The following is a 23,666-nucleotide window of genomic DNA, read 5'->3' on the forward strand; positions in this document are numbered from 1 at the left end:
CGGCGGGGGGAGGGGGCGTCTTCGGGGCGCGGTATCAGAGAGTACCTCCCGGCGTCAGAAGCACCGCCCCGGCGGAGGCCGGGGTCCAATTGGGGAAGGTCGCCAACCGAGGGCGGCGCTTCGTTACTGCGACCTCTCCAATTGGGCCCCGGCCTTCGCCGGGGTGGTGTTTGCGGTTTGGAGGGCAACTCGCTCCCCCCAGGTCTCCCGCGAAGGCGCGAGCCCAGCCTGGATCCCCGCCTTCGCGGGGAAGCATAGGGTCAGAGCGCTTCCATGCGGCGGCGGGCTTCGGCGGCGATGGCCTTGCGGTAGCCATAGTCCGCCGGATCGAAGTCTTTCGCGAAGTGCAATGTTGCCACGAAGCTGCCTTTGCGTTTCAGGACGCGGGCGGCGTGGTGCTGCCCGGGTTCGTCGCCGACCCAGGCGAGTTCGTGCGTCGCCGCGCCATAGTCGATGCGGACCGGCTGAATCCTGACGCCGGGCGGCGGCGGATCGAGCGCTGCCAGCAGCGCGGCCTTGAAGGGCAGGAGCGTGGTGCCGTCGCCGGTCGTGCCCTCGGGAAACAGGGTGACGGGCCAGTCCGCCGCCAGCGCGTCGCGAATTTCGGCGATCTGTGCGGTCACGGCCATGCGGTCGGCCCGGCTGACGAAGATAGTGTGGTTGAGTGTGCAGAGCCAGCCGACCAGCTTTATGCCGCGAAGTTCGGATTTCGCCACGAACGCGCTGCCGGTCGCGCCGGACAGGAGCAGGATGTCGATCCAGCTCAGGTGGTTCGAGACGAAGACGACGTCGTGGCGGAGCGGGGTGCCGGCGACACGGGCCTTGGCGCCGACGATTCGCGCGACCAGCCCCAGGAACCGCGGCGGCCAAGGTGACTTGCGACCGAACACCCGCCAGGCGCCATGCAACGGCAGCGCGACGAGCAACGCCAGCAGAAGCGCCGCCAACCGCGCGCCAAGGCGGAGCCGGCCGATCGCGTCAGTCCTTGCGGGTCAGCGCGACGCCGTAGAGTTCCATGCGGTGGTCGACGAGCCGGAAGCCGAGCTTCTCGGCGATCGCCTTTTGCAGCTGTTCGAGTTCGGGATCGACGAATTCGATCACCTTGCCACTCTCGACGTCGATCAGATGATCGTGATGTGCCTCGGGTGCAGGCTCGTAGCGCGCGCGGCCATCGCCGAAATCGTGGCGGTCGAGAATGCCGGCTTCCTCGAACAGGCGAACGGTGCGGTACACGGTCGCGATCGAGATACCGGGATCGATCTGCGACGCGCGCTCATAGACCTTCTCGACATCGGGGTGGTCGTCCGCCTCGGATAACACGCGGGCGATGACTCGGCGCTGCTCGGTAATGCGCAGGCCCTTCTCGTTGCAGAGGGCTTCCAGATCGATCTTGCGCGGCATGTGTCTTTCCCTTGTTAGGGGCCATGTAGGGCGTTCGCGCTGTTGCGAAAAGGGATAGTGACTCGCAATAAGGTTTAGCTGTTGATATCTCTCGAATATGTATGTGCGTCGTGCGCGACGCCGGTCTTGCCGCGGTAATAAGCGCGGCGTTCGCCGACCTTGGTGAAGCCGTGTGCCCGGTACAGCCCGACCGCGTCGTTGCCGGCGCGCACCTCGAGGTGAAGCTTGGCGATGTTGCCTGTCGAGCATTCGGCGATCGCGGCACGGATCAGCGAGGTGCCGACGCCGCGCCGACGCTGCGCGGGTGCGACCGCGATCAGCAGCAATTCGGCCTCGTCGGCGACCGCACGGGTCATCGTGAAACCCGCGGGGACATCGTCGACAAAGGCGAGCGTCAGCTGCACGCCGGTCAGCGCGAGCACGCCGAGACACTGGCTGCGCGTCCACCCCTCGCCATAGCGCGGGTCGAACGCCTCGGTCATCAGCGCGTCGACGATCGCGAGATCGCGTGCGTCGCCGGTGCGCAGCGCGACTGCGCGGGTCGCGACCTGACGCGTGGCCATTATTTCGGCACCGACGGCTTGGCGTCGGGCGCGCGGCCATAGATCGGGCTGGGGGGCAGCGCGGTTAGCGAATCCGGGAGCAGGATCGCCGCGGCGGCATCGGGCAGCGCCTCGGTGAGATCGAGCGCGGGATCGAGTGCGGCGAGCCAGCGGACGCCGTTGCCGACCGCGCGGCGTCCGGCCAGCGCGGCAAGCGCAGCGTCCGGCCTCAGCGACACCATGTCGGTGCGCGGCGACAGATCGGCGGAGAAGGCCTGCATGAAGACCTCGCCATGCCCGCCTTCCATGACGACCGCAATATCGTGGGTTGGTCTCTCGGAAAAAGCGGCGGCGGCGATCAGCGGGAGCGAGGAGAAGCCTGCGATCTCCGCGCCCCATCCGAGCGCGAGCCCCCGCGCGGCGGCGATCCCGACACGGACGCCGGTGAAGCTGCCGGGGCCGCAATCGACGAGGATGCGGTCGGCGCGGCCGCCATCGGGGAGGTCGGCGATCATCGGGATCAGGCGTTCGGCATGGCCGCGGCCGACAACGTCATGCGTGCGGGCGATGACCGCGCCCGCTTCGATGAGCGCGACCGAGCAGGCGGTGGTGGATGTTTCGATGACTAAGTTGCGCATGTCTATTCCGTCACATCCCAACGTCCGTCACCCCAGCGAACGCTGGGGTCTCCCGGTTGGCGGAGGCCGTGGCCAGAACCAGAAGACCCCAGCTTTCGCTGGGGTGACGGTGTTTGGCTAGCGCAGTCGGCTAGCGCGTTCAGGCTATCGTATTGAACTTCGCGAAGTCGGGGCGGGGCGAGCGGCCGTAGATCGTCGCGGGATCGCCGTGGCCGAGCGTCGAGATGAAATTTGTCCGTACTGCTGGCGTCTCGTGGAAGAACGCGGCGTCGACCTTTCCGGCATCGAACCCCGACATCGGCCCGGTATCGAGCCCCAGCATGCGCGCCGCGATGATGAAATAGGCGCCCTGCAACGTCGAGTTGCGGAATGCGGACGCCTCACGCAGTTCGGCATTGCCGTCGAACCAGGCCTTCGCATCGGCGTGCGGGAACAGCTCTGGCAGATGCTCGTGGAAATTGGTGTCCATGCCGATGATCACCGACACGGGCGCCTTGAGGATCTTGGGCTGGTTCTGTGCACTGCACGCGTCGGCGAGCTTCTGCTTGGCCTCGTCGCTGACCACCCAGATCAGCCGGGCCGGAAGCTGGTTGGCCGATGTCGGGCCCCATTTCATCAGGTCCCAGATCGCGTGCAACTCCGACTCGGCGACGGGCTGGTCGGTGTAGCCGTTATAGCTGCGCGCTTCGCGGAAGACGCGGTCGAGGACGCTATCGTCGAGGATCATCAGACGGCTCGCACTTCGGTGACTTCGGGGACGTAATATTTGAGGAGCTGCTCGATGCCGTTCTTGAGCGTGGCGCTCGACGAGGGGCAGCCGGCGCAGGCGCCCTGCAACTGGAGGAACACCTTGCCCTTGTCGAAGCCGCGATAGACGATGTCGCCGCCGTCGTTCGCAACGGCAGGGCGGACGCGCGTGTCGATCAGTTCGCGGATCTGCGCGACGATATCGGCATCGGCGGGATCGTCCGACAGCGCGGGCTCGTCCGAGGGGACCGAGAAGCCGGCGCGTGCGGGCTTGAAGAGCGGCATCGCGGCAGAGAAATGATCGAGCAGGATCGCGAGCACGTCGGGCTTCAGGTCCGACCAGGCGACGCCCGGCGCGGCGGTGACCGAGACGAAATCGCGGCCGAAGAACACGCCGGTCACGTCGCCGAGATTGAAGATCGCCTCGGCCAGCGGACTGGTCTCGGCCTCCTCGGGCGTGGCGAAGTCGCGCGTGCCGGCGTCCATGACGGTACGGCCCGGCAGGAACTTCAGCGTCGAGGGGTTCGGGGTGGATTCCGTTTCGATCAGCATGAGGTGCATGTGGCCCGGCGGACGCGGGGGATCAAGCGGCGAACGGGAAACGGTTTCTTTCGGGCGGTGTGGGGAGGGTCGCGCAGCCTGGTCTTTAACGTCAGACGTCGAGCTGTTTCACCGCGGCGTTCCAGCTGCCGATGTTGCGCACCGCGTCCTGGACGAACGCCGAACGGCGGACGATCCCGAGGAACAGGTCGGCGATCCACTTGCCCGGGTTCCGCAACGGGCGTTCGAACTGGATGAGCAACACCACGCGCGTCCCGTTCGTGTCGTTCCACACTTCGTGCTGGTAGGTGTCGTCGAATACCAACGTCTCGCCCTCCGCCCAGCGGACGGTGCGATCGTGGACGCGCATCCGGACGTCGCCGTCGCGCGGAACGATCAAGCCGAGATGACAGGTGATCAGCCCCTTGGTCACGCCGCGATGCTCGGGGATATGCGTGCCGGGCGCGAGGATCGAGAAGAACGCGCTGTTGAGCCCGGGAATGCGCGCCACCGCCGCCGCCGTGTGCGGGCAGCGCGCGAGGCTGTCCTCGATGGGGTAGCCATAGCCGTAGAGGAAGAAGGACCGCCATTTGTCGACCTCGGCGATCGAGCGATGATCGGGCGAGATCGTCGCGAGGCTGGGCGATGCCTCGCCTTGGAGCGCGACCTGCACCGCCTCGTCGCGGATCGCGGTCCAGCTTTCGCGCAGGTCCGCGGTCCAGGCAAAGTCGCGGACGTCGAGCACCGGGTCGTTCGACACCAGCGAGGATGAGGCGATCATCCGGTCGAACACGCCGCGCAGATGCTTGCCGACGCGGATGATCAGCGGGCGGTTAGCCTCCGCGACCATCGGTGCGCCGGGTTTGGGCGCGCCGGAGATGATGGTGAGATCAGGCTTGCGGGCGCTGCGCCGAGCGCTGGGTTCGCCCAAATCCCGCCACAATGACGATTGCTTCAGTTCGGCTTCGACCGTCATCTCTACCCTGCATCCAGGCGCACCGCAGCGCCGATCCCCTTGTTCCTGCACGACATACCGCCGGTGTTGGACGAAATGATGGCAGTTGCGACGGCCAGCGGGGCGCGGCGCTGGCGATGCGTGCGCGGGGGCGCTACAGATGCGCGATGGTATTCTTCCCGCGCTTGTATCGCGCTCCCGTCCTGCTCCCCCTCGTGCTCGGTCTCGCTATCCCGGCGAGCGGGCAGATGGCGACGCAGCAGGCCGCGTCCACATCTGCCGAGGGGGGGCCAAAGGAAGCGCCGACGCTTCCCGAGCTGCAGGGCGTCGATACGACCGCATGGCTCTACAAGGGCAGCGACCTCACCCGCGACCCCGAGTGGAAGTTCGGCACGTTGCCCAACGGCCTGCGCTTCGCGGTCCGCAAGAACGGCGTGCCGCCGGGCCAGGTCTCGGTGCGCGTACGGATCGATGCCGGATCGCTCAACGAAACCGACAGCGAGCGCGGCTTTGCGCATTTCATCGAGCACCTCTCGTTCCGCGGGTCCGAATACGTCCCCGATGGTGAGGCCAAGCGCGTCTGGCAGCGGTTCGGCGCGACCTTCGGGTCCGATACCAACGCGCAGACCACGCCGACCTCGACCACGTTCAAGCTCGATTTGCCGTCGGCGACCGAGGCTGGGCTCGACGAAAGCCTGAAGATCATGTCGGGAATGATGGAAAAGCCCGTCATCACCGATGCGTCGGTGACCGCCGAGCGTCCGGTCGTGCTCGCCGAGCAGCGTGAGCAGCCGGGGCCGCAGGTGCGGTTCGGCGATGCGATCCGCGCGACCTTCTTTGCCGGGCAGCCGCTCGCGGATCGTTCGCCGATCGGCAACATCAAGACGCTGGAGGCCGCGACCGGCGGCAGCGTGAAGGCGTTCCACGATCGCTGGTACCGCCCCGAGAACACCGTCGTGATCATCTCGGGCGACATGGATCCGGCGCTGTTCGGGCGGCTGATCGTCAAGAACTTTGCCGACTGGAAGGCGATCGGTCCGTTCACCCCCGCGCCCGATTTCGGTAAGCCAGATCCCAAGGCGCCCGTCTCCGCGACGATCGCCGAGCCGGCGATTCCCGCGGTGGTGACGCTCGGCGTCGTGCGCCCGTGGGAGTATAAGGACGACACCGCGATCATGAACCAGAAGCGGCTGGTCGACGTGCTGGCGACGCGGCTCATCAGCCGCCGTCTCGAGACGCGCGCGCGGGCGGGCGGGAGCTTCCTGCAGGCGGGCGTGTCGATCGACGACGTCTCGCGGTCGGCGAACCTGACGAGCGTCAACATCGTGCCCATCGGTACCGACTGGGCGGCGGCGTTGAAGGACGTCCGCGCGGTAATCGCCGACGCGCAGACCAACGCGCCGAGCCAGGCCGAGGTCGATCGCGAATATGCCGATTTCGACACGATCATGCGGACCAGCGTCGAGACCGCGAAGGTCGAGGCAGGATCGAAGCAGGCGGACGACATGGTCGGCGCGCTCGATATCCGCGAGACGGTGGCGGGGCCGGAGACGTCGTACAAGATCCTGCAGGACGCGAAGGCGAAGGGCATGTTCACCCCCGCCACGCTGCTCGCGTCGAGCAAGGCGATCTTCGAAGGCACCGCGACGCGCGCGCTCGTGAACACGCAGACGCTCGATCCGGGCGCGGCGAGCAAGCTGGCGACGGCGTTGAAGGCCGACGTCTCGGGGCTGGCGGGCAAGCGGCGTGCGCAGGCCGCGGTCGATTTCTCGAAGCTGCCGTCGCTCGGCAAGCCGGGCATCGTCGCGAGCCGCGAGAAGATCGCCGCGTTCGACATGGAGCAGGTGAACTTCGCGAACGGCACGCGCGTGCTGCTGTTCCCGAATGCCGGCGAGACCGGGCGCGTCTATGTGCGCGTGCGGTTCGGCGGCGGCTATACCGCGATCCCGTCGAACCGGCCGACACCGGCCTGGGCGGGCGATCTTGCACTCGTTGCTGGCGGTATTGGCAAGCTGGACCAGGGCGATCTCGACCAGCTGACCGCAGGGCGTCGGATCGGGCTCGATTTCGGTATCGACGACGATGCGTTCACGCTCGGCGCGATCACCTCGCCGGCGGATTATGCGGACCAGCTACGGCTGATGGCGGCCAAGCTGGCGTTCCCGGCCTGGGATCCGGCGCCCGTCGCGCGCGCGCGCGTCGCGGCGCTGGCCGGGTTTGCGGGCTATGATTCGTCGCCCGACGGCGTGTTGTCGCGCGACCTCGAAGGCCTGTTGCGCGCGGGCGATCCGCGCTGGGGGACGCCGTCCAAGGCGACCGTCGAGGCGTTGAACGCGAAGGACTTCCGCGCGTTCTGGGAGCCGATCCTGAAGACCGGGCCGATCGAGGTCTCGATCTTCGGCGACGTGAAGACCGAGGACGCGATCGCCGCGGTCGGCAAGACGTTCGGCGCGATGAAGCCGCGGACCGCGGTGAGCACGATCGGCGCGCCGGTCGGCTTCCCGGCGCACAACGCGACGCCGGTGATGCGCGCGCATACGGGCCCCGAGAATCAGGCGGCGGCGGTGATCGCCTGGCCGACCGGCGGCGGGATTGACAACATCGTCGAAGCGCGCCGCCTCGACGTGCTGGCGCAGGTGTTCAGCGATCGGCTGTTCGAGCGGCTGCGGCAGGCGGCGGGCGCGAGCTATAGCCCCAACGTGTCGAGCCAGTGGCCGGTCGGGATGAGCACCGGTGGCCGGATGGTCGCGATCGGGCAGGTGGCGCCCGACAAGGTGTCGTTCTTCTTCCAGATCGCGCGGCAGATTGCGGCAGAACTGGTGTCGACGCCGATCGCCGCGGACGAACTCGACCGGATCAAAAAGCCGATGGGGCAGTATATCCTGCGCGCATCGACCGGGAACCAGTTCTGGCTGCAGCAGCTGGGCGGGGCGACGTTCGATCCGCGCCGGATCGCCGCGACGCAGCGGATCGCGAGCGATCTGGTCGCGACGACGCCGGTCGAGTTGCAGGCGACGGCAGCGAAGTATCTGCGGCCGGAGAAGGATTGGACGATGGCGGTGGTGCCGACTGCAGCGGAGAAGTGATCGCCTAGTCCCTCTCCCCCTCGGGGAGAAGGAGGGAGGAGCCGTAGGCGACGGAAGGGTGAGGGGCGTTGGGACGGGCGGTCCGAGCCTCACATGCCCTCACCCTCCCACACGCAAGAGCGTGCGGGCCCCTCCCTCTCCCCCGAGGGGAGAGGGGTTTTAGGGTTTGTACAACGCGTCCAGGCGCTCGCCATAAACCTGCTTCAGGACGTGGCGGCGGATCTTCAGGCTGGGGGTGAGCTGTTCGTTCTCGATCGTGAACGGACCGTCGGCCAGCACGAACCGGCGGACGCGCTCGGTCACCGTCAAATCCTTGTTCACCCGCTCGATCGCGAGGCCGATCGCGGTGCGGAACTCGCTGTTCTCGGCCAGCCGGGCAAAGCTGCACGCATCGCCGTTCGCCGCGCACCATTCCTGCGTCCATTCGGGATCGGGCACGATCAGCGCCACCATATAGGGCCGCTTGTCGCCGACGATCATCGCCTGCGCGACCTCGCGCTGGAGCGTGAGCATCCCCTCGACCTTTTGGGGGGCGACGTTGTCGCCCTTGTCGTTGATGATCAGGTCCTTCTTGCGATCGGTGATCCGGATCCGGCCGTTCGCATCGATCTCGCCAATGTCGCCGGTGTGCAGCCAGCCGTCCTTGAGCACCTTCGCGGTCTCGGCATCGTTGCGCCAATAGCCGTGCATGACGAGCTCGCCGCGGACCAGGATCTCGCCGTCCGCGGCGATCCGGACCTCGGTGTCCTTGAGCGGCGGGCCGACCGAGTCCATCCGCACACCCGCCTGCGGTCGGTTGCACGAGATGACGGGGGCGGCCTCGGTCTGGCCATAGCCTTGCAGGAAGGTCAGGCCGATCGATTCGAAGAACAGCCCGACCTCCGGGTTGAGCGGTGCGCCGCCCGAGATCATCGCCTTCATCCGGCCGCCGAACTTCTTGGCGATCTTCGGCTTGAACAACGTCGCGACGGCGGCTTGCATCGGCCGGTCGATCAGGCGCAGCCGGCCGGCATAGCGCTTGCCGCCGATATCGAGCGCGCGGGCGAGCAGATAGGCGGACGCGCCGCCCTGTTTCTCGATCGTCTTCGAAATGCGCGTGCGCAGCACCTCGAACAGGCGGGGCACGACGAACATGATCGTCGGGCGGGTCTCCTCGATATTGGCAGCGAGCTTTTCGAGGCCTTCGGCATAATAGATCTGGCCGCCGAGCGAGATCGGGAAATGCTGGCCGCCGGTATGTTCATAGGCGTGGCTCAAGGGGAGGAACGACAGGAACACCTCGTCGTCCCAGCCGAAATCCTCCGAGATCACCGCCGCACAGCCCGCGCAATTGTGCAGGATTGCGCCGTGATGCTGCATCACGCCGCGCGGCGCGCCGCCGGTGCCCGAGGTGTAGATGATGCAGGCGAGATCCTCGCGGGTAAAATTCGCGCGGGCGGCGGCGGCCTCGGGCGCGGTCGGGTGCGCGGCGATCAGCGCGTGCCAGTTGTGGAAATCGATCGCGGCGGGGACTCGCATGTCTTCGAGCCCGATCACGATCTGCGCCTGGTTCGAGCGCAGGACCGCGGGCAGCACCGTCTTCGCCAGCTTGGCGGTCGAGACGATGATCGCGCAGGCGCCCGCATTCTCGATGATGTGGAGATGATCGCGTTCGGTGTTGGTGACGTAGGTCGGCACCGTAACGCAGCCCGCCGCCATGATCGCCAGATCGCTGAGGCACCATTCGGGTCGATTCTCGCTGACCAGCATGACGCGGTCGCCGGGCTTGAGGCCGATCGCGGTCAGCGCGGTGGCGAGGCTGGCGACCTGGCGGGCGGAGTCGGCCCAGCTGGTCGAAACCCAGGCGCCGCCGGTCTTCGTCCACAGGAAGGGCGCATCGCCCTTTTCCGCAGCGCGCGCGAAGAACATCGTGACGAGGTTCGGGAACCGTTCGAGCTGGCGCGGCATGATCTCTCCCTGGGCGCACCGCGAGCCGACGCGCCTCGTTACCGCCCTTGTAGGCGAGAAGCCGCATGCCGGACAATCACCGACGCCGTCGATGATTGTCCCGGCGTGTCAGAGATATGCGCAGGCCTGCCGGCGGTCAGACCCGGACGTAGCGGTAATACCAGACCTCATGGCCCTGCCGCCGTGCCTTGCGTTCGTACCGCGTCTCGGGCCAGTCGCCGGGGCGCGTGAGGAAGTCATGCGGCGTCTTGGCCTGCCAGACGAAATCGCGGCGCGCGGCCATGATCATCATCGACCAGCGGCAATAGGTCGGATCGTCCGTACCGAGCCTGAATTCGGCCCCAGGCTTCAGCTTGGCGGCGATCGTGTCGAGCGGCCCGTGATTGACCATGCGGCGTTTCGCGTGGCGCGCCTTCCGCCACGGATCGGGGTGCAGCAGATAGAGCCGGTCGAGGCTTGCATCGGGCAACCGCTCGATCACTTCGAGTGCGTCGCCCATGTACAACCGCACGTTGGTCAGCGCGCCATCGCGGATGTGCGACAGCGCGCCGACGACGCCGTTGAGGAACGGTTCGCAGCCGATGAAGCCGATATCGGGGTTTGCGGCGGCCTGTGCGGCGAGATGCTCGCCTGCGCCGAAGCCGATCTCGACATGCAGCGGACGGTCTTCGCCGAACAGCATCGCGGCGGTGATCGGACCCTCTTCGGGCACCGAGAGGTCGGCGAGCGTTTCCTCGACAAGGGCGGCCTGGCCGAGGCGAAGCTTGTGGCCTTGGCGTCGCCCGTAGAGGCGGCGGATAATGGAAGGATCGGTCATCGCCGCGCGCTCTAGCGACCTGCGTGCCGCGCGCAAAGCGTCGTCGGCGCGTTTGTCCGGCCCGGCGCAGCGCGAACTGGCGTATCCGCCCGCTGTCGATCGCCGTACGGTCGCGGACAGGATGTTGATTGCAGGCGATTTTCGGTACCGGGTGGATTGCGCCCGCTGCACGCTGGCATTGGCGTGGCGCTTGCCCTACCGGATGCGGATGGGCGATCTAGACAGGCTGGTTCCATCGGGAATCATTGAACAATGGGTCTTTCACCTGCGCCGGCAACGTGCGCGGGCGGCGGATTCGATCTGGTTGATCGACCAGGGTTTTACCCTGCACGACGGTCATGGCGGCACGCCGCAGCACGACGCCACCGCGCGGTGGCGCGCCGAGCAGGAAACGGTCGTCGAGGAAGTGACCGCGCTGCTGGCGCTGTATGACGGGATCAACTTGGGCAAGATCGATACGGACGCGTCGCCGGACGACAGTCAGCCCTGATCGCCATAGCTTTGCCGCATGAGCCAGCCGGTCATGTGGAGCGAGGTGCTCTCCGGCATTTCCGGATCTGCCATTGTCATCGCGAGTTCGGCGGACCGCATCATCTGCCGGTGCCGGTCGGCGAGGAGATGGTGCGCGGCACGGCCAGCCTCGGTCTGCGAACGCTCGGCGAGCAGCGTTTCCTGAACCGCGCGGTCGCGGTGATAGGCGACCCGGTCCGACCAGGCCTGCGCCGGGGTAGGGGGATCGCGCCGGTCGCTGGTCATCCGCATGTCCTTATAGGTAAACTTGATCTGGGTTAGTCTGATGCCAGATCCGCTACCGTCAAACGGTCCTGATGGATGCCGCCTTGCCACCAGACGAGCCGCCCATGCGGCGAAGATAGCGGCGCGGCGTGGTGCCTAGAAACCGGTTCGCGTCGCGCAGGAAGTGCGAGGCGTCGAAATAACCGAACTGGGTGATCGCTGTGAAATCCATCCCGGTTTCCTGAAACCGTCCGAGTGCGGCGATGAAGCGGCGGCGCATCAGCAATGTCTTCGGCGGAAAACCGAACCAGCGCAGCGCGATACGGCGAAGGTTATGCGCCGTCGTCGAGACCTGCTCGGCGGCGGTCGCTGCATCATAGACCAGCCCCTCGTCGATCAGCGCCGTCAGCTGCGCGATCAGCGTCGTCGTTGTCGCGTCGAGGGACGCGGTGCCGCGCGCGACCACGGCGTCCGCGAGCCGGGTGATCGCGAGTTGGGCGATGTCATTCGCCTCCCGGTCGGCCACGCCGTCGAGGCACTTTATGCCCAGATCCTGCGCGGCGACGATCCGGTCGGATACCGCCGTGGCGGCGACGGCGGTCAGCCGCGCCCAGTCGAGCGGGCTCAGCGGGATCTCGACCAGCGGTGCGCCTTCGATCTGCAACGTGACCGGGCGGCTCGACGGACCGACGACGACGACGTCGGTCAGCCGGTCATAGAAGCGGTTGCGGATCCGCGCCGATACCCGGGTGCTTTCCGGGATGATCAGGATTCGCGCAGTTCCTGGCAGGCGCGACATTTCGAAGGCGCCAGTCGACCGGGGGTGGACGATCCCGAGCGCATCGATCCGCGACCGCAATTCGCCCTCGACCGAGCGGGCCGTCACCAGCACCCCGTCGGTGGTCGTCGTCGATCGCATCGGAACAATCAGCATCGTCACATCCATTTTTGAGCCTGGGCCATTTTCAAGCCTGGGCGACCCCCGCCGCACCGCCATCGCCACGGCCAATGTTTGATCTCAATTGTACAATCGCGAAATGCCTACCGGGCTCAATTGTGAGACAGGGAGGCATGATGCCGCCAAATAAAAGAAAGCTTTTCCGCGGCTTGGCGAGGTTTGTGCCGCGCATCGGCAATCAGGCCCCCGGTCATGAGACGAGCGCGATCAATTGGGCGAGACCGTTGGTGCCGGTCTTGGTGACGACCGCCGCACGGTGGTTCTCGATCGTCTTGATGCTAAGCCCCAAGGCGCCCGCAATCGCCTTGTTGCTGTGGCCGCGGACGAGCATGTCGAACACCTGGCGTTCGCGCGCCGTCAGCAGCGCGGTGCGCCTGTTCAGCAGGCGGCGGCCGTTCGACCATGCGACGCCTTCGGCCACCGCGGTCAGCAGTCGATCCTCGTCGATCGGCTTTTCGAGATAGTCGAGCCCGCCATACCGCCGGACGCTGTCGACCGCATTGGCGGTCGTCGGCCATGCGGTCATGAACACCAGCGCGACGTCGGGATCGAGCTCGCGCACCGCATCGGCAAAGGTGAAGCCGTCCATGTCGCCCATCATCACGTCGGAGATGATGCACGCGGCCGGATCACGGGGATAATCGCGGAGCAGCGCGACCGGTTCGACGAAGGCGCGCGCGGCATGGCCGTGCCGCACGAGCAGGCGCGCGACGCTGGCGCCGAGATCGGCATCGTCGTCGAGGACGTACACCGTCGCCGGTGCGGAGGGAGAAAGGGTCACGCGGCGTCTCCGGTGAGCGTTCCGACGAGGGGAAGGGTGACGACATGCGCGATCCGCAAAAGCCCGCGATCGGCGCGCGACAGCGTGCCGCCATGCGCCTCGACGATCGCCTTGGCGACGAGCGAGCCGACGCCCATGCCTTCATGGACGAGGGGGTGATCGGCACAGTGATTGACCACTGCGATCGCAACCCGTTCGTCGCGGCGCGTGACGGCGATCTCGACCACGCCGTCGTCGGTCGCCTGCACCGCGTTGCGGACGAGATTAACCAGCGCCTGCGCGATCTCGATCTCCTGCGCGAGCACGGTCCATTCGGGATCGACGGGGGCGATCCGGATCGCGACGCCCGCGACGCTCGCCTCTGGCCGGGCCAGCGCTGCGACGGTGTCGACCAGGCCGCCGACCGGCAGCAGTGATGGCTCGTCGACCGCGCGTCCGCCGAACCGGCGGAGGCGACGGACGAGCGTCGACAGCGTCACGGTCTTGCGCTCGATGAGCCGCGCGGTCTCGGCGATATCGGGATCGGCATGGGCGCTGATCTCGACCAGATGGCGCGCCTCGATCGCCAGCGTCGACAAGGGCTGGCTGATCTCGTGGATGACGGCGACCGACATCGCGCGCAGCGTCTTGAGGCGTTCGGCCTGGAACAGCATCCGGTCGCGCCGGGCGACAGCGGCCAGCGCGCGCGCTTCGGCATCGGCGAAACTGCCCGCGAGATAGCCGACCACGGTGACCGCGGCGAGGCTCATGTGGAGCGCGAGCCGCTGGTCGACCGGGATCGCCCCGACCGTCTCGGGCAGGACGAGGATCGCGGTGACGACAATCGCGGCCCAGGCGGCGGCGCGGCCGAACCGGAGCCCGATCCAGGCGATCGCCAGCAACACCGGCGTCGCGGGAAGACCCAGGCCGATCGATGCGAGCATCCCGACCAGCCCGAGCGCGAGGCCGAGCACGATGACGGCTTCGGCGATATCCCGGCGCGACGGGACCATCGCGGGCATTGCCGTGCTGCCGCTCGACAGATCGGCGATCCACAACAGCGGCGGCGCGACGAGCAGCACGCCGAGCATGTCGCCGACCGCGAACCCGGTCAGCGAGACGATGACGTCGCGGACATTGGCGACGTTGGTGATGTCGGGCCTGACGATCGACCAGGGCAGCGCGAACGCGACGGCGATCAGCGGCGCGAGAACCGAGGCGAGCCCGAGCGGCATCGGCGCGGTCGCCAAGCTGCCGGTGGCGCCGTCGGCAACCCGGCGCACCACCGCGACCGCGATGCCATAGGCCAGGACCGGGCTGGCAACGCCGAAGATACCGCGCGGCCATTCAGGCTGCGTAAAGACGATGATCCCGGTCAGGCACTGGACGATGATCTCGGTCAGCGCCGTGGCAGGCGCGAGGCGTGCGCCGAACCGCCAGAACAGGGCGAGGCGGACGCCGGCCGCCGGAAACCAGAGCGAATAATAGCCGACGCCGCCCCACAGGATCGCGAGCCGGTGGAGCGCGAGGAAGGTCACGCCATAGCCGGCCAGTACCAGCCATTCGCGATCGCGCGGCAGCCATGGCGAACGGCTGCGAAGCGACGGCGCCCCGCCGGATGCGTCGACAGCGTCGATGTCGGCAGACGCACGATCGGCAGGAGGAAGGGGGACGGAAGCCATCCCCACCTCGATACCGCGATCCACGCGCGGCAGAACTAGGGAAATACCCGGAATGAACCGGATTGTACCCGCCGGCGCGCCCGACCGGGGGTTTTTCCCTGACTGACGACGCCATCGCGTCACGCCTACCGACGGGCTTCAGATCCAGTGTCCGGGAAATGCGATGTCGGCCCACGCACTATGAATTATTATCACAATATCGAGGGCGAGCAGATCAGCCCGATGGTGCTGCCGACGATCTCGGTCCGCGGCGACGACCTGCTGGCACTGCGGCACACGACCGCCCCCGGCACGCATGCGCTGGCAAACCTGCGCGTCGACTATCGACCGACCGACACCGGCGAGCGGGCGATCGCGCGCGACGGGCATAGCGGGCCGGGGCTCTATGCGTGCTTCTGGGACCGGCAGCTGTTCTACATCGGCACGTTTGCCGGCACCGGGCGACCGACCAACGGCAACGTCGCGCGCGAGCGCTGGACCCGACACGTCGCTGGCATGACCTTTCGCGGCAACGGCGTCACGATCGGCGAGCGCGCGCTCCACCAGATTGCCGAGGATGCGCCGTCGACTCTTGGCGCGCTGCTACTCGAGGCGGATCGGGCGCGGCTGTCGAAGACTGCGGGGATGCTGCAGACGCAGTATGCGACGTTCCGGTTCGCGTCGCGGCACTGGGACGATTTCGCGCTGCTCGACTCGGCGATGCTGGCGCGCTTTGCCTTTGTGTATCTGCGGCCGTCGCTGCACGGCCGGCTGGCGGGAATGGACAAGGCGACGCTCGATCCGCACCTGCGCGCGATGGAGCGGGGGATCGTCACGCTGCTCGATCCGCCGTGCAATGCCGCCTCGACCAATCGCGACGGGACGCCTGGGCCCGGGATTGCCGACACCGAGAAGACGATGCGGCAGGTGATGGATTCGCATCTCGCCGCGGTGCAGAGCGATCACCCGGACTATCAGCTGCGGTCGCGCCGGAGCTAGCCGGGGACCGGCGTCCGGATTGTGTGGTTGGCCCAAGCGCGGTAGGTCCCGCCGCGAACACGGCGCCGTCGCGCGCCGATCGGCGGCCTATCGACACGGGCGAAACATGGACTCCTCGGGCCTTGAGGCCGTTTTCCTCGCGAACCGTGACACGCTGCTGCGGTTCCTCCGTTCGCTGGGCGCGAACGATGCGGAGGATCTGTTGCACGAGCTGTGGGTGCGGATCCAGTCGGCGCCGACCGGCCCGATCGCCGCGCCGCTCTCGTATCTGTACCGGATGGCGAACAACGTGATGCTCGACCGGCATCGCACGGTGCGGCAGGCGGAGAAACGCGATCGCGCCTGGACCGAGGCGACGGGCGGCGCGACGCTCGATCGCTCCGAGGAACCGTCGGCGGAGCGCGTCGTGATCGCGCGCGAACAGGCGGCGCTGGCGGAGGCCGCGCTGCAATCGGTCGGCGACCGCGCCGCGCGGATCTTCCGGCGCCACCGCATCGACGGGGTCGAACAGCGCGCGGTCGCGGCGGAGTTCGGGGTGAGCCTCAGCACGGTCGAGGGCGACCTGCGCAAGGCGTATCGCGCGATGATCGAGGCGAAGCGGCAGTATGATGAGGCTTGATCCGATCGTCTCCGTCTTCGGCTATAGGAGGCCATGATGGCGGAGCATGAGGATACGGGCGCACCGGCGCTGACCGCGCTGGAGACGCGCGCGCTGGACTGGGGCGTCCGGACCGGCAGCGATGCGTTCGACGATTGGCCGGCATTCCATGCGTGGCTGGAGGCGGACCCGAGTCATGCGGCGGCCTATCATGCGATGGCGCTGGATATCGAGGATATCGCGGCGACGGTGCCACCAGTGCCGGTCGCGTTGGTCGATGTGCGGCCGGCGCGTCGCCGCTGGCCGGTGTGGACCGGCGGCGCGATCGCCGCGTCGCTGGCGCTGGTCGTCGGGTATGAGGCAATCGAAACGCGGTCCCATCCCTATGCGGTCGAGACCGCGGCCGGGGCGATGCGGACGATCCGGCTCGCCGATGGCAGTTCGATCGCGATGGGCGGTGCGACGCGGCTGGTGCTCAATCGCGACGATCCGCGCGCCGCGACGCTGGAGCATGGCGAGGCGATGTTCGTGGTTCGGCACGACGCGCGCGATCCGTTCGAGGTGCGCGTCGGGAGTGCGCGGCTGGTCGATGTCGGTACCGCGTTCGACGTGAAGCACGCGCGCGGCGAGATTCGCGTCGCGGTGTCGGAGGGCGCGGTCGATTATAACCCGGGGCGCGACGCCATCCGGCTCGTGCAAGGGCAGGGGCTGCTCGTGCGCGGCGGCAAGGCGACCGTGACCAGGGTCGACGTGGCCAGCGTGGGATCGTGGCGCGACAGCGTGCTGGCCTATGACGGCGTGCCGCTGGCGGAGGTCGCCGACGATCTGTCGCGCGCGCTCGGCGTCGATCTGCGCGCCGATCCGACTGTGGCGAAGCGCGCGTTCAGCGGCAGCATCGCTACCGCCAAGCTGGCGGGTGACCCGAGGCTGGCCGCGCCGCTGCTGGGCGTCGCGATCCGCAAGCGGGATGGCCACTGGGTGATGTCCGCACGCTCGTGAGGATGCGGGGGTGTCTGGTCGTCGCGGCGCTGGTCGCGGCCGCGCCTGCGGTTGCGGGGCAGGCTTCGGTCGACCTGCCGGCGGGGCGGTTGGGCGATGCGGTGCTCGCGCTCGGGCGGCAGTCGGGGACGAGCATTGTCGTCGGCGACCCGGGGCTATGGTCGCGGCGCGTGCCCGCGGTGCGCGGGCGGATGAGCGCGCGCGACGCGCTCGATCGGCTGGCGGATGCGGCGAACGCCGATGTCGTCGCGGCGGGATCGGTCGGCTGGCGGTTGGTGCCTCGCGTGGAGCGGCGTGCGCCGGTCCGGGTGGCGCGGACCAAGGTCGTTCGCGTCGCAGCGCCGGTGGTGTTGGGCGCGGAGATCGTCGTCACCGGCAGCAAGCGCGACGTGGCGCTGCGCGACTTTGCGGGGCAGGTGGCGTTGCTCGACGGCGTCGATCTCGCGCTAGGCGGTGCGGGGGGGACCGAGGCGATCCTCGCGCGGCTGGCGAGCGTGTCATCGACGCATCTGGGCGCCGGACGCAACAAGCTGTTTATCCGTGGGATTGCCGATTCGAGCTTTACCGGGCCGACGCAGACGACGGTCGGGCAATATTTCGGTGACCTGAGGCTCAGCTACAACGCGCCCGATCCGGACCTGCGGCTGTACGATATCGCCTCGGTCGAGGTGCTCGAAGGGCCGCAGGGGACGCTGTATGGCGCCGGCTCGCTTGGCGGGATCATCCGCACCGTGGCCAACGCGCCCGAGATGGGCGCGGTGTCGGCGTCGATCGCGGGGGGGCTGTCGGCGACGTGGCATGGCGATCCGGGGGCCGATCTGGGCGCGACGCTGAACCTGCCGCTGGGCGAGCGGGTGGCGCTGCGCGTGGTCGGCTACGGCGTCAGCGAGGGCGGTTATATCGACAATCCCGTGCTCGAACGGCGCGACGTGAACCGGACGCGGATCGGTGGCGGTCGCGCCGCGCTGCGGCTCGATGCGGGAAATGGCTGGAGCGTCGATCTCGGCGGGATCGGGCAGTGGACCAAGGGCGATGACAGCCAATATGCCGACCGCGACGCACCGAGCGTCGGCCGCGGCGCGCTGACCCGGTCGAGTGCGATCGTGCAAGGGTTCTCGGCGGACTATGCGATGGGGCAGGCGGTCGTGTCGGGCGCGATCGGCGGGGTGAGGGTCAAGTCCTCGACCGGGATCGTCGGGCAGACGCTGACCGAACGCTATGACGCGACGATGCCCGGTGGCGATGCGCGAGTGTTCGCGCAGCGCAATGCAACCATGCTGATCGCCAACGAGACCCGGGCGTGGCGGCCGATGCGGCACGGCTTCGGCTGGGTGGTAGGCGGCAGCTTCACGCACAACCGGACGCAGCTGTCGCGCTCGCTGGGGCCGATCGACTCACCCGCGCCGGTGACGGGCGTCACCAACAGCATCGACGAAGCGACGTTGTATGGTGAAGGCAGCGTGCAGCTTGTCCGCGGGCTGACCGCGACGGCGGGCGCGCGGGTGACGCGGGCATCGCTGGCGGGCACCGGCGAGGATATCGCGCCCGCGCGGCTGGAGGCGGTCGCGGCGGCGCGCGCGCGCGTGACCGCGGACCGGATCGAGACGAGCGTGCTGCCGACCGCCTCGCTGATCGCGGCGGTGCTGCCCAAGGTGTCGCTCTACGGGCGGTATCAGCAGGGATTCCGGCCGGGCGGGCTGGCGATCGAGGGCGATTTCGTGCGGCGGTTCGAGAATGATCGCGTCGCGACGCTCGAAAGCGGCGTCCGCTACGGGCTGGCGGGCGTCGACACCGCCTATCTGTCGGCCAGCGTGTCACACACGGTCTGGAAGGATATCCAGGCGGATTTTATCGATGCGACCGGGCTGCCGAGCACCGCAAACATCGGCGACGGGCGAATCTGGACGTTCAGTGCGGCGGGCGGGTGGAAGCCGGTGGCCGGACTGACGCTCGACGCGGGCTTCACCTACAATGACAGCCGCGTGACCGAGCCGAGCGCGGCGCTGTTCGTGGCGCTCGCGCGGATGAGCCAGGTGCCGAACATCGCGCGCTATGCCGGACGGCTCGGCGCGGATTACTGGCGCGATATGGGCAAGGATCTGGAACTGCGCGTGTACGGTTGGGCGCGCTATGTCGGGCGGTCGCGGCTGGGCGTGGGCCCGGTGCTCGGCGAGGAGCAGGGGGATTACCTCGATACCGCGCTGACCGCACGGGTCGGGCGGCCGTCGCTGGGGGTGACGCTCGGCGTGACGAACCTGACGGACAGCGTCGGCAACCGGTTCGCGCTGGGGACTCCGTTCCAGCTGGGGAACGGACAGATCACGCCGCAGCGACCGCGGACGATCCGCATCGGTCTGGATGCTGCGTTCTAGCATCACAATCCTCCCCCTTGCGGGGGAGGATTGGGGTCAGGCGTTCGCCAGCGCGCGCTGGTCGGCAGGGAGCAGCGCGAGGGCGGTCTTGTAGCAGTCGTCGACGTGGGAATTGCCGGCGAGCTTCATCGCGCCGAAGCTGATCGACGCGGCGACTGCCGAGCCGGCAAACGGGATGAACTTCGCCATCGATCCGACCGCGATACGCGCACCCATGCGGCGGAGCAGCGCGACGACGATGCGCTTGGTGACCATGCGGCCGATCATCGTGTTGCCCAGGCTAGACGCCATGACGAACGCCTGCTGCGCGAGCTGTGGCTCGAGCTTCTGAACCTGATCGTGGTCGAGCCCGAAGCGCTTGCTGATTTCCGGCAGCAGCTTGGTGAGCAGGCCGATGTCCGCGACGATGTCCGCCCCCGGGATCGGCACGACCGCGGCCCCCGCCGACGCCATCGCCCGCGTGGTGACGAGCTTCTTGCTGTCGTCGCGGATGCGGTCGAGTTCGGCGATGGTGTTGATCATGGCGGTATAAATCCCTCGATATGTCGGCCGACAACGCGCCGCCGCGATCCTGGTGCCGTGCGATAATGCGACGGGCTCCAAGGTTGGCCGCGGACGCCTCCGTCCTCCTTTCGAAAACACATCGAAAAGGGTTCCGTATGCGTCGTCTCCTGCTGACCACTACCTGCCTGTTCGCGATCCCCTCGTCGCTGCACGCGCAGACCGTGATCGATACCAAGCGGACCGACGCGGTGCGCACGTCGACGATCAAGGCGGGCGCGCCGGACAATCTGAAGATCGTCGCGGCGGGATCGGTGACGCCGACCAGCGGCACCGCGGTGACGATCGACAGCGTCAATTCTGTCGCCAACGAAGGCACGATCCAGGTGACCAACGCCGACGGATCGACCGGCATCCTGGCCAACGCCGGCACCGGCGGCGGCATCACCAACGCGGCGGCGGGCAAGATCATCGTCGACGAGAGCTATGTCGCGACCGACACCGACAAGGACGGCGACCTAGACGGGCCGTTCGCGGCGGGCACCGGGCGGACCGGGATCCGCACCGCGGGCGCCTATACCGGCGCGATCGTCAACAGCGGCGCGATCACCGTGAAGGGCAATGACTCCGCGGGCATCTGGCTGGGTGGCCCGCTGACCGGCGCGTTCACGCATGACGGCCAGACATCGGTCACCGGCGATCGGTCGACCGGCGTGCGGATCGCGGACGTCACCGGCAACGTCCGGCTGGCAGGCACGATCGCGGCGATCGGCCAGAACGCGGTCGCCGCGCGAGTCGATGGCGACATTGCGGGCGCGCTGGTGGTGCAGGGCGCGCTCGGGTCGACCGGCTATCGCTATGTGACGCCGCCGGCCGACGTGTCCAAGCTCGATGCGGACGATCTGTTGCAGGGCGGGTCCGCGCTGGTCGTTGCGGGCAACGTGTCGGGCGGGATCATCTTCGCGGTGCCGCCCAAGGATGCGAGCACGACCGATACGGACGAGGACAAGGACGGGCTGCTCGACAGCACCGAAGGTTCCGCGGCGATCACGTCGTACGGCGCGGCGCCGGCGGTGCAGATCGGTTCGGCCACGCGCGCGGTCGCGATCGGCGCGGTGGCGGGAACGGGCACCGGGTTCGGCCTGATCGTCGACGGCGGCATCGCGGGAAGTGGCGTCTATGGCGGCATCGAGGGCAATGGCCTGGCGATCGGCGGGCTTGGCGGAGCGGTGACGATCGCCGGCGGGATCGGCGTCAACGGCACCGTCGCGGCGACCGCGAACGGCGCGAGCGCGACCGCGCTGAAGTTGGGCCGCGGTGCGTCGACTTCCGAGATCCGCAACGCCGGCACGATCTCCGCGGCGGGCGGCGGCACGACCGCATCGGTATCCACCGCGGTGCTGGTCGACAGCGGCGCGTCGGTCGGCACGATCCGCAACAGCGGTACGATCAAGGCGACCGCGCAGGCCGCCGACGGCACCGCGATCGGCATCATCGACCGGTCGGGCACGGTGACCCTGGTGGAGAATAGCGGCGCGATCGGCGCATCGGGGGCGCTAGCCACCTCCGAGCGCAACGTCGCGATCGACCTGTCGGCGACCACGACCGGGACGATCGTCCGCCAGACCGCGGTCGCCACCGGCATCGCCGCGCCGGCGATCGTCGGCGACGTCCGCTTCGGCAGCGGCAACGATGTGTTCGAGGTCGCCGACGGCACCGTCGCGGGCATCGCGCGGTTCGGCAGCGGCACCAACCGCCTGGCGCTGTCGGGCGACGCGATCTTCACCGGCGGGACGGTGTTCGGCGCGGGCAACGATACGCTCGCGCTGGCCGGCACGTCGGTCTTCAGCGGCGCGGCGGACTTCGGCGGCGGCAGCGATACGCTGACGCTGGGCGGCACGTCGCGCTTCTCGGGGACGCTGGCGAACGCCGGCGGGCTGGCGGTCGCGGTCACTGGCGGGACGCTCGACATCACCAAGGCGGCGTCGATCGCGTCGTTGTCGGTCGGCGGCGGCGGGGTTCTCGCGGTGACGCTCGACAAGACCGGCGGCACGGGCACGATGATCCAGGTCGCGGGGACCGCGTCGTTCGACCAGGATTCGAAGCTCGCGCTGAAGCTGACCAGCGTGGTCGACGCGGAAGGCCGCTACGTCGTGCTGAAGGCGGGGACGCTGACCGGCGCTGCGAACCTGACCGCGACCACGACATTGCTGCCGTTCCTGTACAAGGGGAGCATCGCGACGGGCACCGGCAACGACCTGGCCGTCGACGTCGCGCGCAAATCGGCGACCGAGCTCGGGTTCAACCGCTCGCAGGCATCGGCCTATGACGCGGTGTACAAGGCGCTCGGCAACGACGCGAAGGTCGGCGGTGCGTTCCTGAACATCACCGATGGCGACGCATTCCGGGGCTCGGTTCGCCAGATGCTGCCCGACCATGCCGGCGGCACGTTCGAGGCGGTGACGATGGGCTCGCGCGCGACCGCCCGCGTGCTCGCCGATCCGCACGGGCCGTTCAAGGACGAGGGCAGCTGGGGCTATTGGGTGACTCAGGTCGCATGGGGCACGTCGAAGAGCGTCGCCGATACCGCGGGCTACGACATCAGCGGCTGGGGCGTTTCGGCGGGCGCCGAATACAAGACCGGGGTGGGCAATTTCGGCACGTCGCTCGCCTATCTCAACGGGCAGGACGCGGACGACGGCACCGACAACGAAGTCCGGTCGGGCCAGTATGAACTGGCCGGATACTGGCGCGGGCATTGGGGCGACCTGCAGGCGAATGCACGCGTGTCGGGCGCGAAGATCACGTTCGACGGCACGCGCCACTTCACAGGCGCGATCGGCAGCGAAGTCGTCGACCGGACGTCGCGCGGCGACTGGAACGGGACGCTCTACTCGGCGTCGAGCGGCGTCTCGTGGGACGGCGGCAAAGGCATCTTCGTGTTCCGGCCGGTGCTCGCGATCGACTATTACATGCTCAAGGAGGATGGCTACAGCGAGACCGGCGGCGGCAAGGCGATCGACCTGGTCGTCCAGTCGCGGACCAGCGACGAGCTCGCGGTGACCGCGAGCACCGCGCTGGGGCTGAACTTCGGCGGCACGAGCCCGGACGAGGGCTGGTTCCGGGTCGAGGCCGAGGGTGGCCGGCGCGAGCTGGTCGGCGGCGGGCTGGGCGCGACGACCGCGTCGTTCGAAGGCGGGCCGTCGTTCATACTGACGCCCGAGGAGCGGACGAGCGGCTGGGTCGGCAAGCTGCGCGCGGTCGGCGGCGGGTCCGCGTTCCGGATGGGCGGCGAGTTCGGTGCCGAGCAACAACAGGGTCGCGTCGCGCTGTCGCTGCGCGCGAGCCTGCAGATCGGGCTGTAGGGCTGGCATGGCCTGATCCTCCCCCGGGCGGGGGAGGATCATGGG

The 23,666-nt window shown here is 68.4% G+C and carries 21 protein-coding genes; 7 read left to right on the forward strand and 14 right to left on the reverse strand.

The genetic code is table 11. The features are described 5' to 3' along the window. Positions 1 to 260: 260 nt before the first annotated feature. The 7 genes from EV283_RS15110 to EV283_RS15140 all read right to left on the reverse strand — a co-directional run bounded on the left by EV283_RS15110 (position 261) and on the right by EV283_RS15140 (position 4,844). Positions 261 to 947, reverse strand: coding sequence for a lysophospholipid acyltransferase family protein (locus tag EV283_RS15110; RefSeq protein WP_242615992.1), 687 nt, complete (start codon positions 945 to 947; stop codon positions 261 to 263). A 31-nt stretch (positions 948 to 978) separates the two neighbouring features. Beyond that, positions 979 to 1,401 carry a Fur family transcriptional regulator gene (locus EV283_RS15115; protein WP_056047123.1) on the reverse strand — a complete coding sequence of 141 codons (423 nt, stop codon included), beginning with the start codon at positions 1,399 to 1,401 and terminating at the stop codon, positions 979 to 981. A gap of 74 nt (positions 1,402 to 1,475) precedes the next feature. After that, complete coding sequence (locus tag EV283_RS15120) at positions 1,476 to 1,964, reverse strand: GNAT family N-acetyltransferase (RefSeq protein ID WP_130326695.1); 489 nt, start codon at positions 1,962 to 1,964, stop codon at positions 1,476 to 1,478. Continuing rightward, complete coding sequence (tsaB, locus tag EV283_RS15125) at positions 1,964 to 2,581, reverse strand: tRNA (adenosine(37)-N6)-threonylcarbamoyltransferase complex dimerization subunit type 1 TsaB (protein ID WP_130326697.1); 618 nt, start codon at positions 2,579 to 2,581, stop codon at positions 1,964 to 1,966. Before tsaB ends, EV283_RS15120 begins: the two co-directional genes overlap by 1 nt. Before the next feature lie 139 nt (positions 2,582 to 2,720). After that, on the reverse strand, positions 2,721 to 3,308 hold the full coding sequence (locus tag EV283_RS15130) for a malonic semialdehyde reductase (RefSeq protein ID WP_130326699.1): 588 nt from the start codon (positions 3,306 to 3,308) through the stop codon (positions 2,721 to 2,723). Further along, entirely contained in the window at positions 3,308 to 3,880 is a 573-nt protein-coding gene (locus EV283_RS15135; protein WP_130326701.1) for a NifU family protein, read from the reverse strand. The genes EV283_RS15130 and EV283_RS15135 overlap by 1 nt, the downstream gene beginning before the upstream one ends. A gap of 100 nt (positions 3,881 to 3,980) precedes the next feature. Continuing rightward, on the reverse strand, positions 3,981 to 4,844 hold the full coding sequence (locus EV283_RS15140) for an aspartyl/asparaginyl beta-hydroxylase domain-containing protein (protein WP_242615993.1): 864 nt from the start codon (positions 4,842 to 4,844) through the stop codon (positions 3,981 to 3,983). A gap of 146 nt (positions 4,845 to 4,990) precedes the next feature. On the opposite strand from EV283_RS15140, the gene EV283_RS15145 reads away from it, so the two are divergent. Then, the gene (locus EV283_RS15145) at positions 4,991 to 7,909 is read left to right on the forward strand and encodes a M16 family metallopeptidase (RefSeq protein ID WP_130326703.1); all 2,919 of its coding nucleotides are present in this window, start codon (positions 4,991 to 4,993) and stop codon (positions 7,907 to 7,909) included. A gap of 159 nt (positions 7,910 to 8,068) precedes the next feature. Here EV283_RS15145 and EV283_RS15150 read toward each other — a convergent pair whose 3' ends face one another. Both EV283_RS15150 and trmB read right to left on the reverse strand, forming a co-directional pair. Next, on the reverse strand, positions 8,069 to 9,856 hold the full coding sequence (locus EV283_RS15150; protein WP_130326705.1) for an AMP-dependent synthetase/ligase: 1,788 nt from the start codon (positions 9,854 to 9,856) through the stop codon (positions 8,069 to 8,071). A gap of 136 nt (positions 9,857 to 9,992) precedes the next feature. Beyond that, a complete protein-coding gene (gene trmB, locus EV283_RS15155; protein ID WP_130326707.1) occupies positions 9,993 to 10,673 on the reverse strand; it encodes a tRNA (guanosine(46)-N7)-methyltransferase TrmB in 681 nt (226 codons plus the stop codon). On the opposite strand from trmB, the gene EV283_RS19485 reads away from it, so the two are divergent. Next, the gene (locus tag EV283_RS19485) at positions 10,657 to 11,163 is read left to right on the forward strand and encodes a hypothetical protein (protein ID WP_242615994.1); all 507 of its coding nucleotides are present in this window, start codon (positions 10,657 to 10,659) and stop codon (positions 11,161 to 11,163) included. The two genes, trmB and EV283_RS19485, sit on opposite strands and share 17 nt — an antisense overlap. On the opposite strand, the gene EV283_RS15165 is transcribed toward EV283_RS19485, so the two are convergent. From EV283_RS15165 to EV283_RS15180, 4 genes are all read right to left on the reverse strand, one after another. Beyond that, positions 11,154 to 11,429: a hypothetical protein gene (locus tag EV283_RS15165; RefSeq protein WP_130326709.1), complete on the reverse strand. Its 276-nt coding sequence runs from the start codon at positions 11,427 to 11,429 to the stop codon at positions 11,154 to 11,156. The two genes, EV283_RS19485 and EV283_RS15165, sit on opposite strands and share 10 nt — an antisense overlap. Before the next feature lie 58 nt (positions 11,430 to 11,487). After that, on the reverse strand, positions 11,488 to 12,342 hold the full coding sequence (locus EV283_RS15170; protein WP_165391798.1) for a helix-turn-helix domain-containing protein: 855 nt from the start codon (positions 12,340 to 12,342) through the stop codon (positions 11,488 to 11,490). Positions 12,343 to 12,556: 214 nt separating this feature from the next. Continuing rightward, the gene (locus tag EV283_RS15175; RefSeq protein ID WP_130326713.1) at positions 12,557 to 13,147 is read right to left on the reverse strand and encodes a response regulator; all 591 of its coding nucleotides are present in this window, start codon (positions 13,145 to 13,147) and stop codon (positions 12,557 to 12,559) included. Beyond that, the gene (locus tag EV283_RS15180; RefSeq protein ID WP_242615995.1) at positions 13,144 to 14,808 is read right to left on the reverse strand and encodes a sensor histidine kinase; all 1,665 of its coding nucleotides are present in this window, start codon (positions 14,806 to 14,808) and stop codon (positions 13,144 to 13,146) included. Before EV283_RS15180 ends, EV283_RS15175 begins: the two co-directional genes overlap by 4 nt. A 180-nt stretch (positions 14,809 to 14,988) precedes the next feature. Between EV283_RS15180 and EV283_RS15185 the strand changes: the two genes are divergently transcribed. The 4 genes from EV283_RS15185 (at position 14,989) to EV283_RS15200 (ending at position 19,755) form a co-directional block, all read left to right on the forward strand. Continuing rightward, positions 14,989 to 15,786 (forward strand): hypothetical protein, encoded by a 798-nt coding sequence (locus EV283_RS15185; RefSeq protein WP_130326715.1) that lies wholly within the window; start codon positions 14,989 to 14,991, stop codon positions 15,784 to 15,786. Positions 15,787 to 15,892: 106 nt separating this feature from the next. Next, positions 15,893 to 16,405, forward strand: a complete 513-nt coding sequence (locus tag EV283_RS15190) for a sigma-70 family RNA polymerase sigma factor (RefSeq protein WP_130326717.1) — start codon at positions 15,893 to 15,895, stop codon at positions 16,403 to 16,405. Positions 16,406 to 16,438: 33 nt separating this feature from the next. After that, the gene (locus tag EV283_RS15195) at positions 16,439 to 17,383 is read left to right on the forward strand and encodes a FecR domain-containing protein (protein ID WP_130326719.1); all 945 of its coding nucleotides are present in this window, start codon (positions 16,439 to 16,441) and stop codon (positions 17,381 to 17,383) included. Between the two features lie 2 nt (positions 17,384 to 17,385). After that, positions 17,386 to 19,755, forward strand: coding sequence for a TonB-dependent receptor (locus EV283_RS15200; RefSeq protein ID WP_130326721.1), 2,370 nt, complete (start codon positions 17,386 to 17,388; stop codon positions 19,753 to 19,755). Between the two features lie 36 nt (positions 19,756 to 19,791). Here EV283_RS15200 and EV283_RS15205 read toward each other — a convergent pair whose 3' ends face one another. Next, on the reverse strand, positions 19,792 to 20,277 hold the full coding sequence (locus EV283_RS15205; protein WP_130326723.1) for a hypothetical protein: 486 nt from the start codon (positions 20,275 to 20,277) through the stop codon (positions 19,792 to 19,794). 137 nt (positions 20,278 to 20,414) lie between these two features. Here EV283_RS15205 and EV283_RS15210 point away from each other — a divergent pair, with 137 nt between their 5' ends. Further along, complete coding sequence (locus tag EV283_RS15210; protein ID WP_130326725.1) at positions 20,415 to 23,621, forward strand: autotransporter outer membrane beta-barrel domain-containing protein; 3,207 nt, start codon at positions 20,415 to 20,417, stop codon at positions 23,619 to 23,621. The last annotated feature ends 45 nt before the right edge of the window (positions 23,622 to 23,666 follow it).

This window comes from Sphingomonas sp. BK036 (genome assembly GCF_004216825.1).
Taxonomy (GTDB): Bacteria; Pseudomonadota; Alphaproteobacteria; order Sphingomonadales; family Sphingomonadaceae; genus Sphingomonas.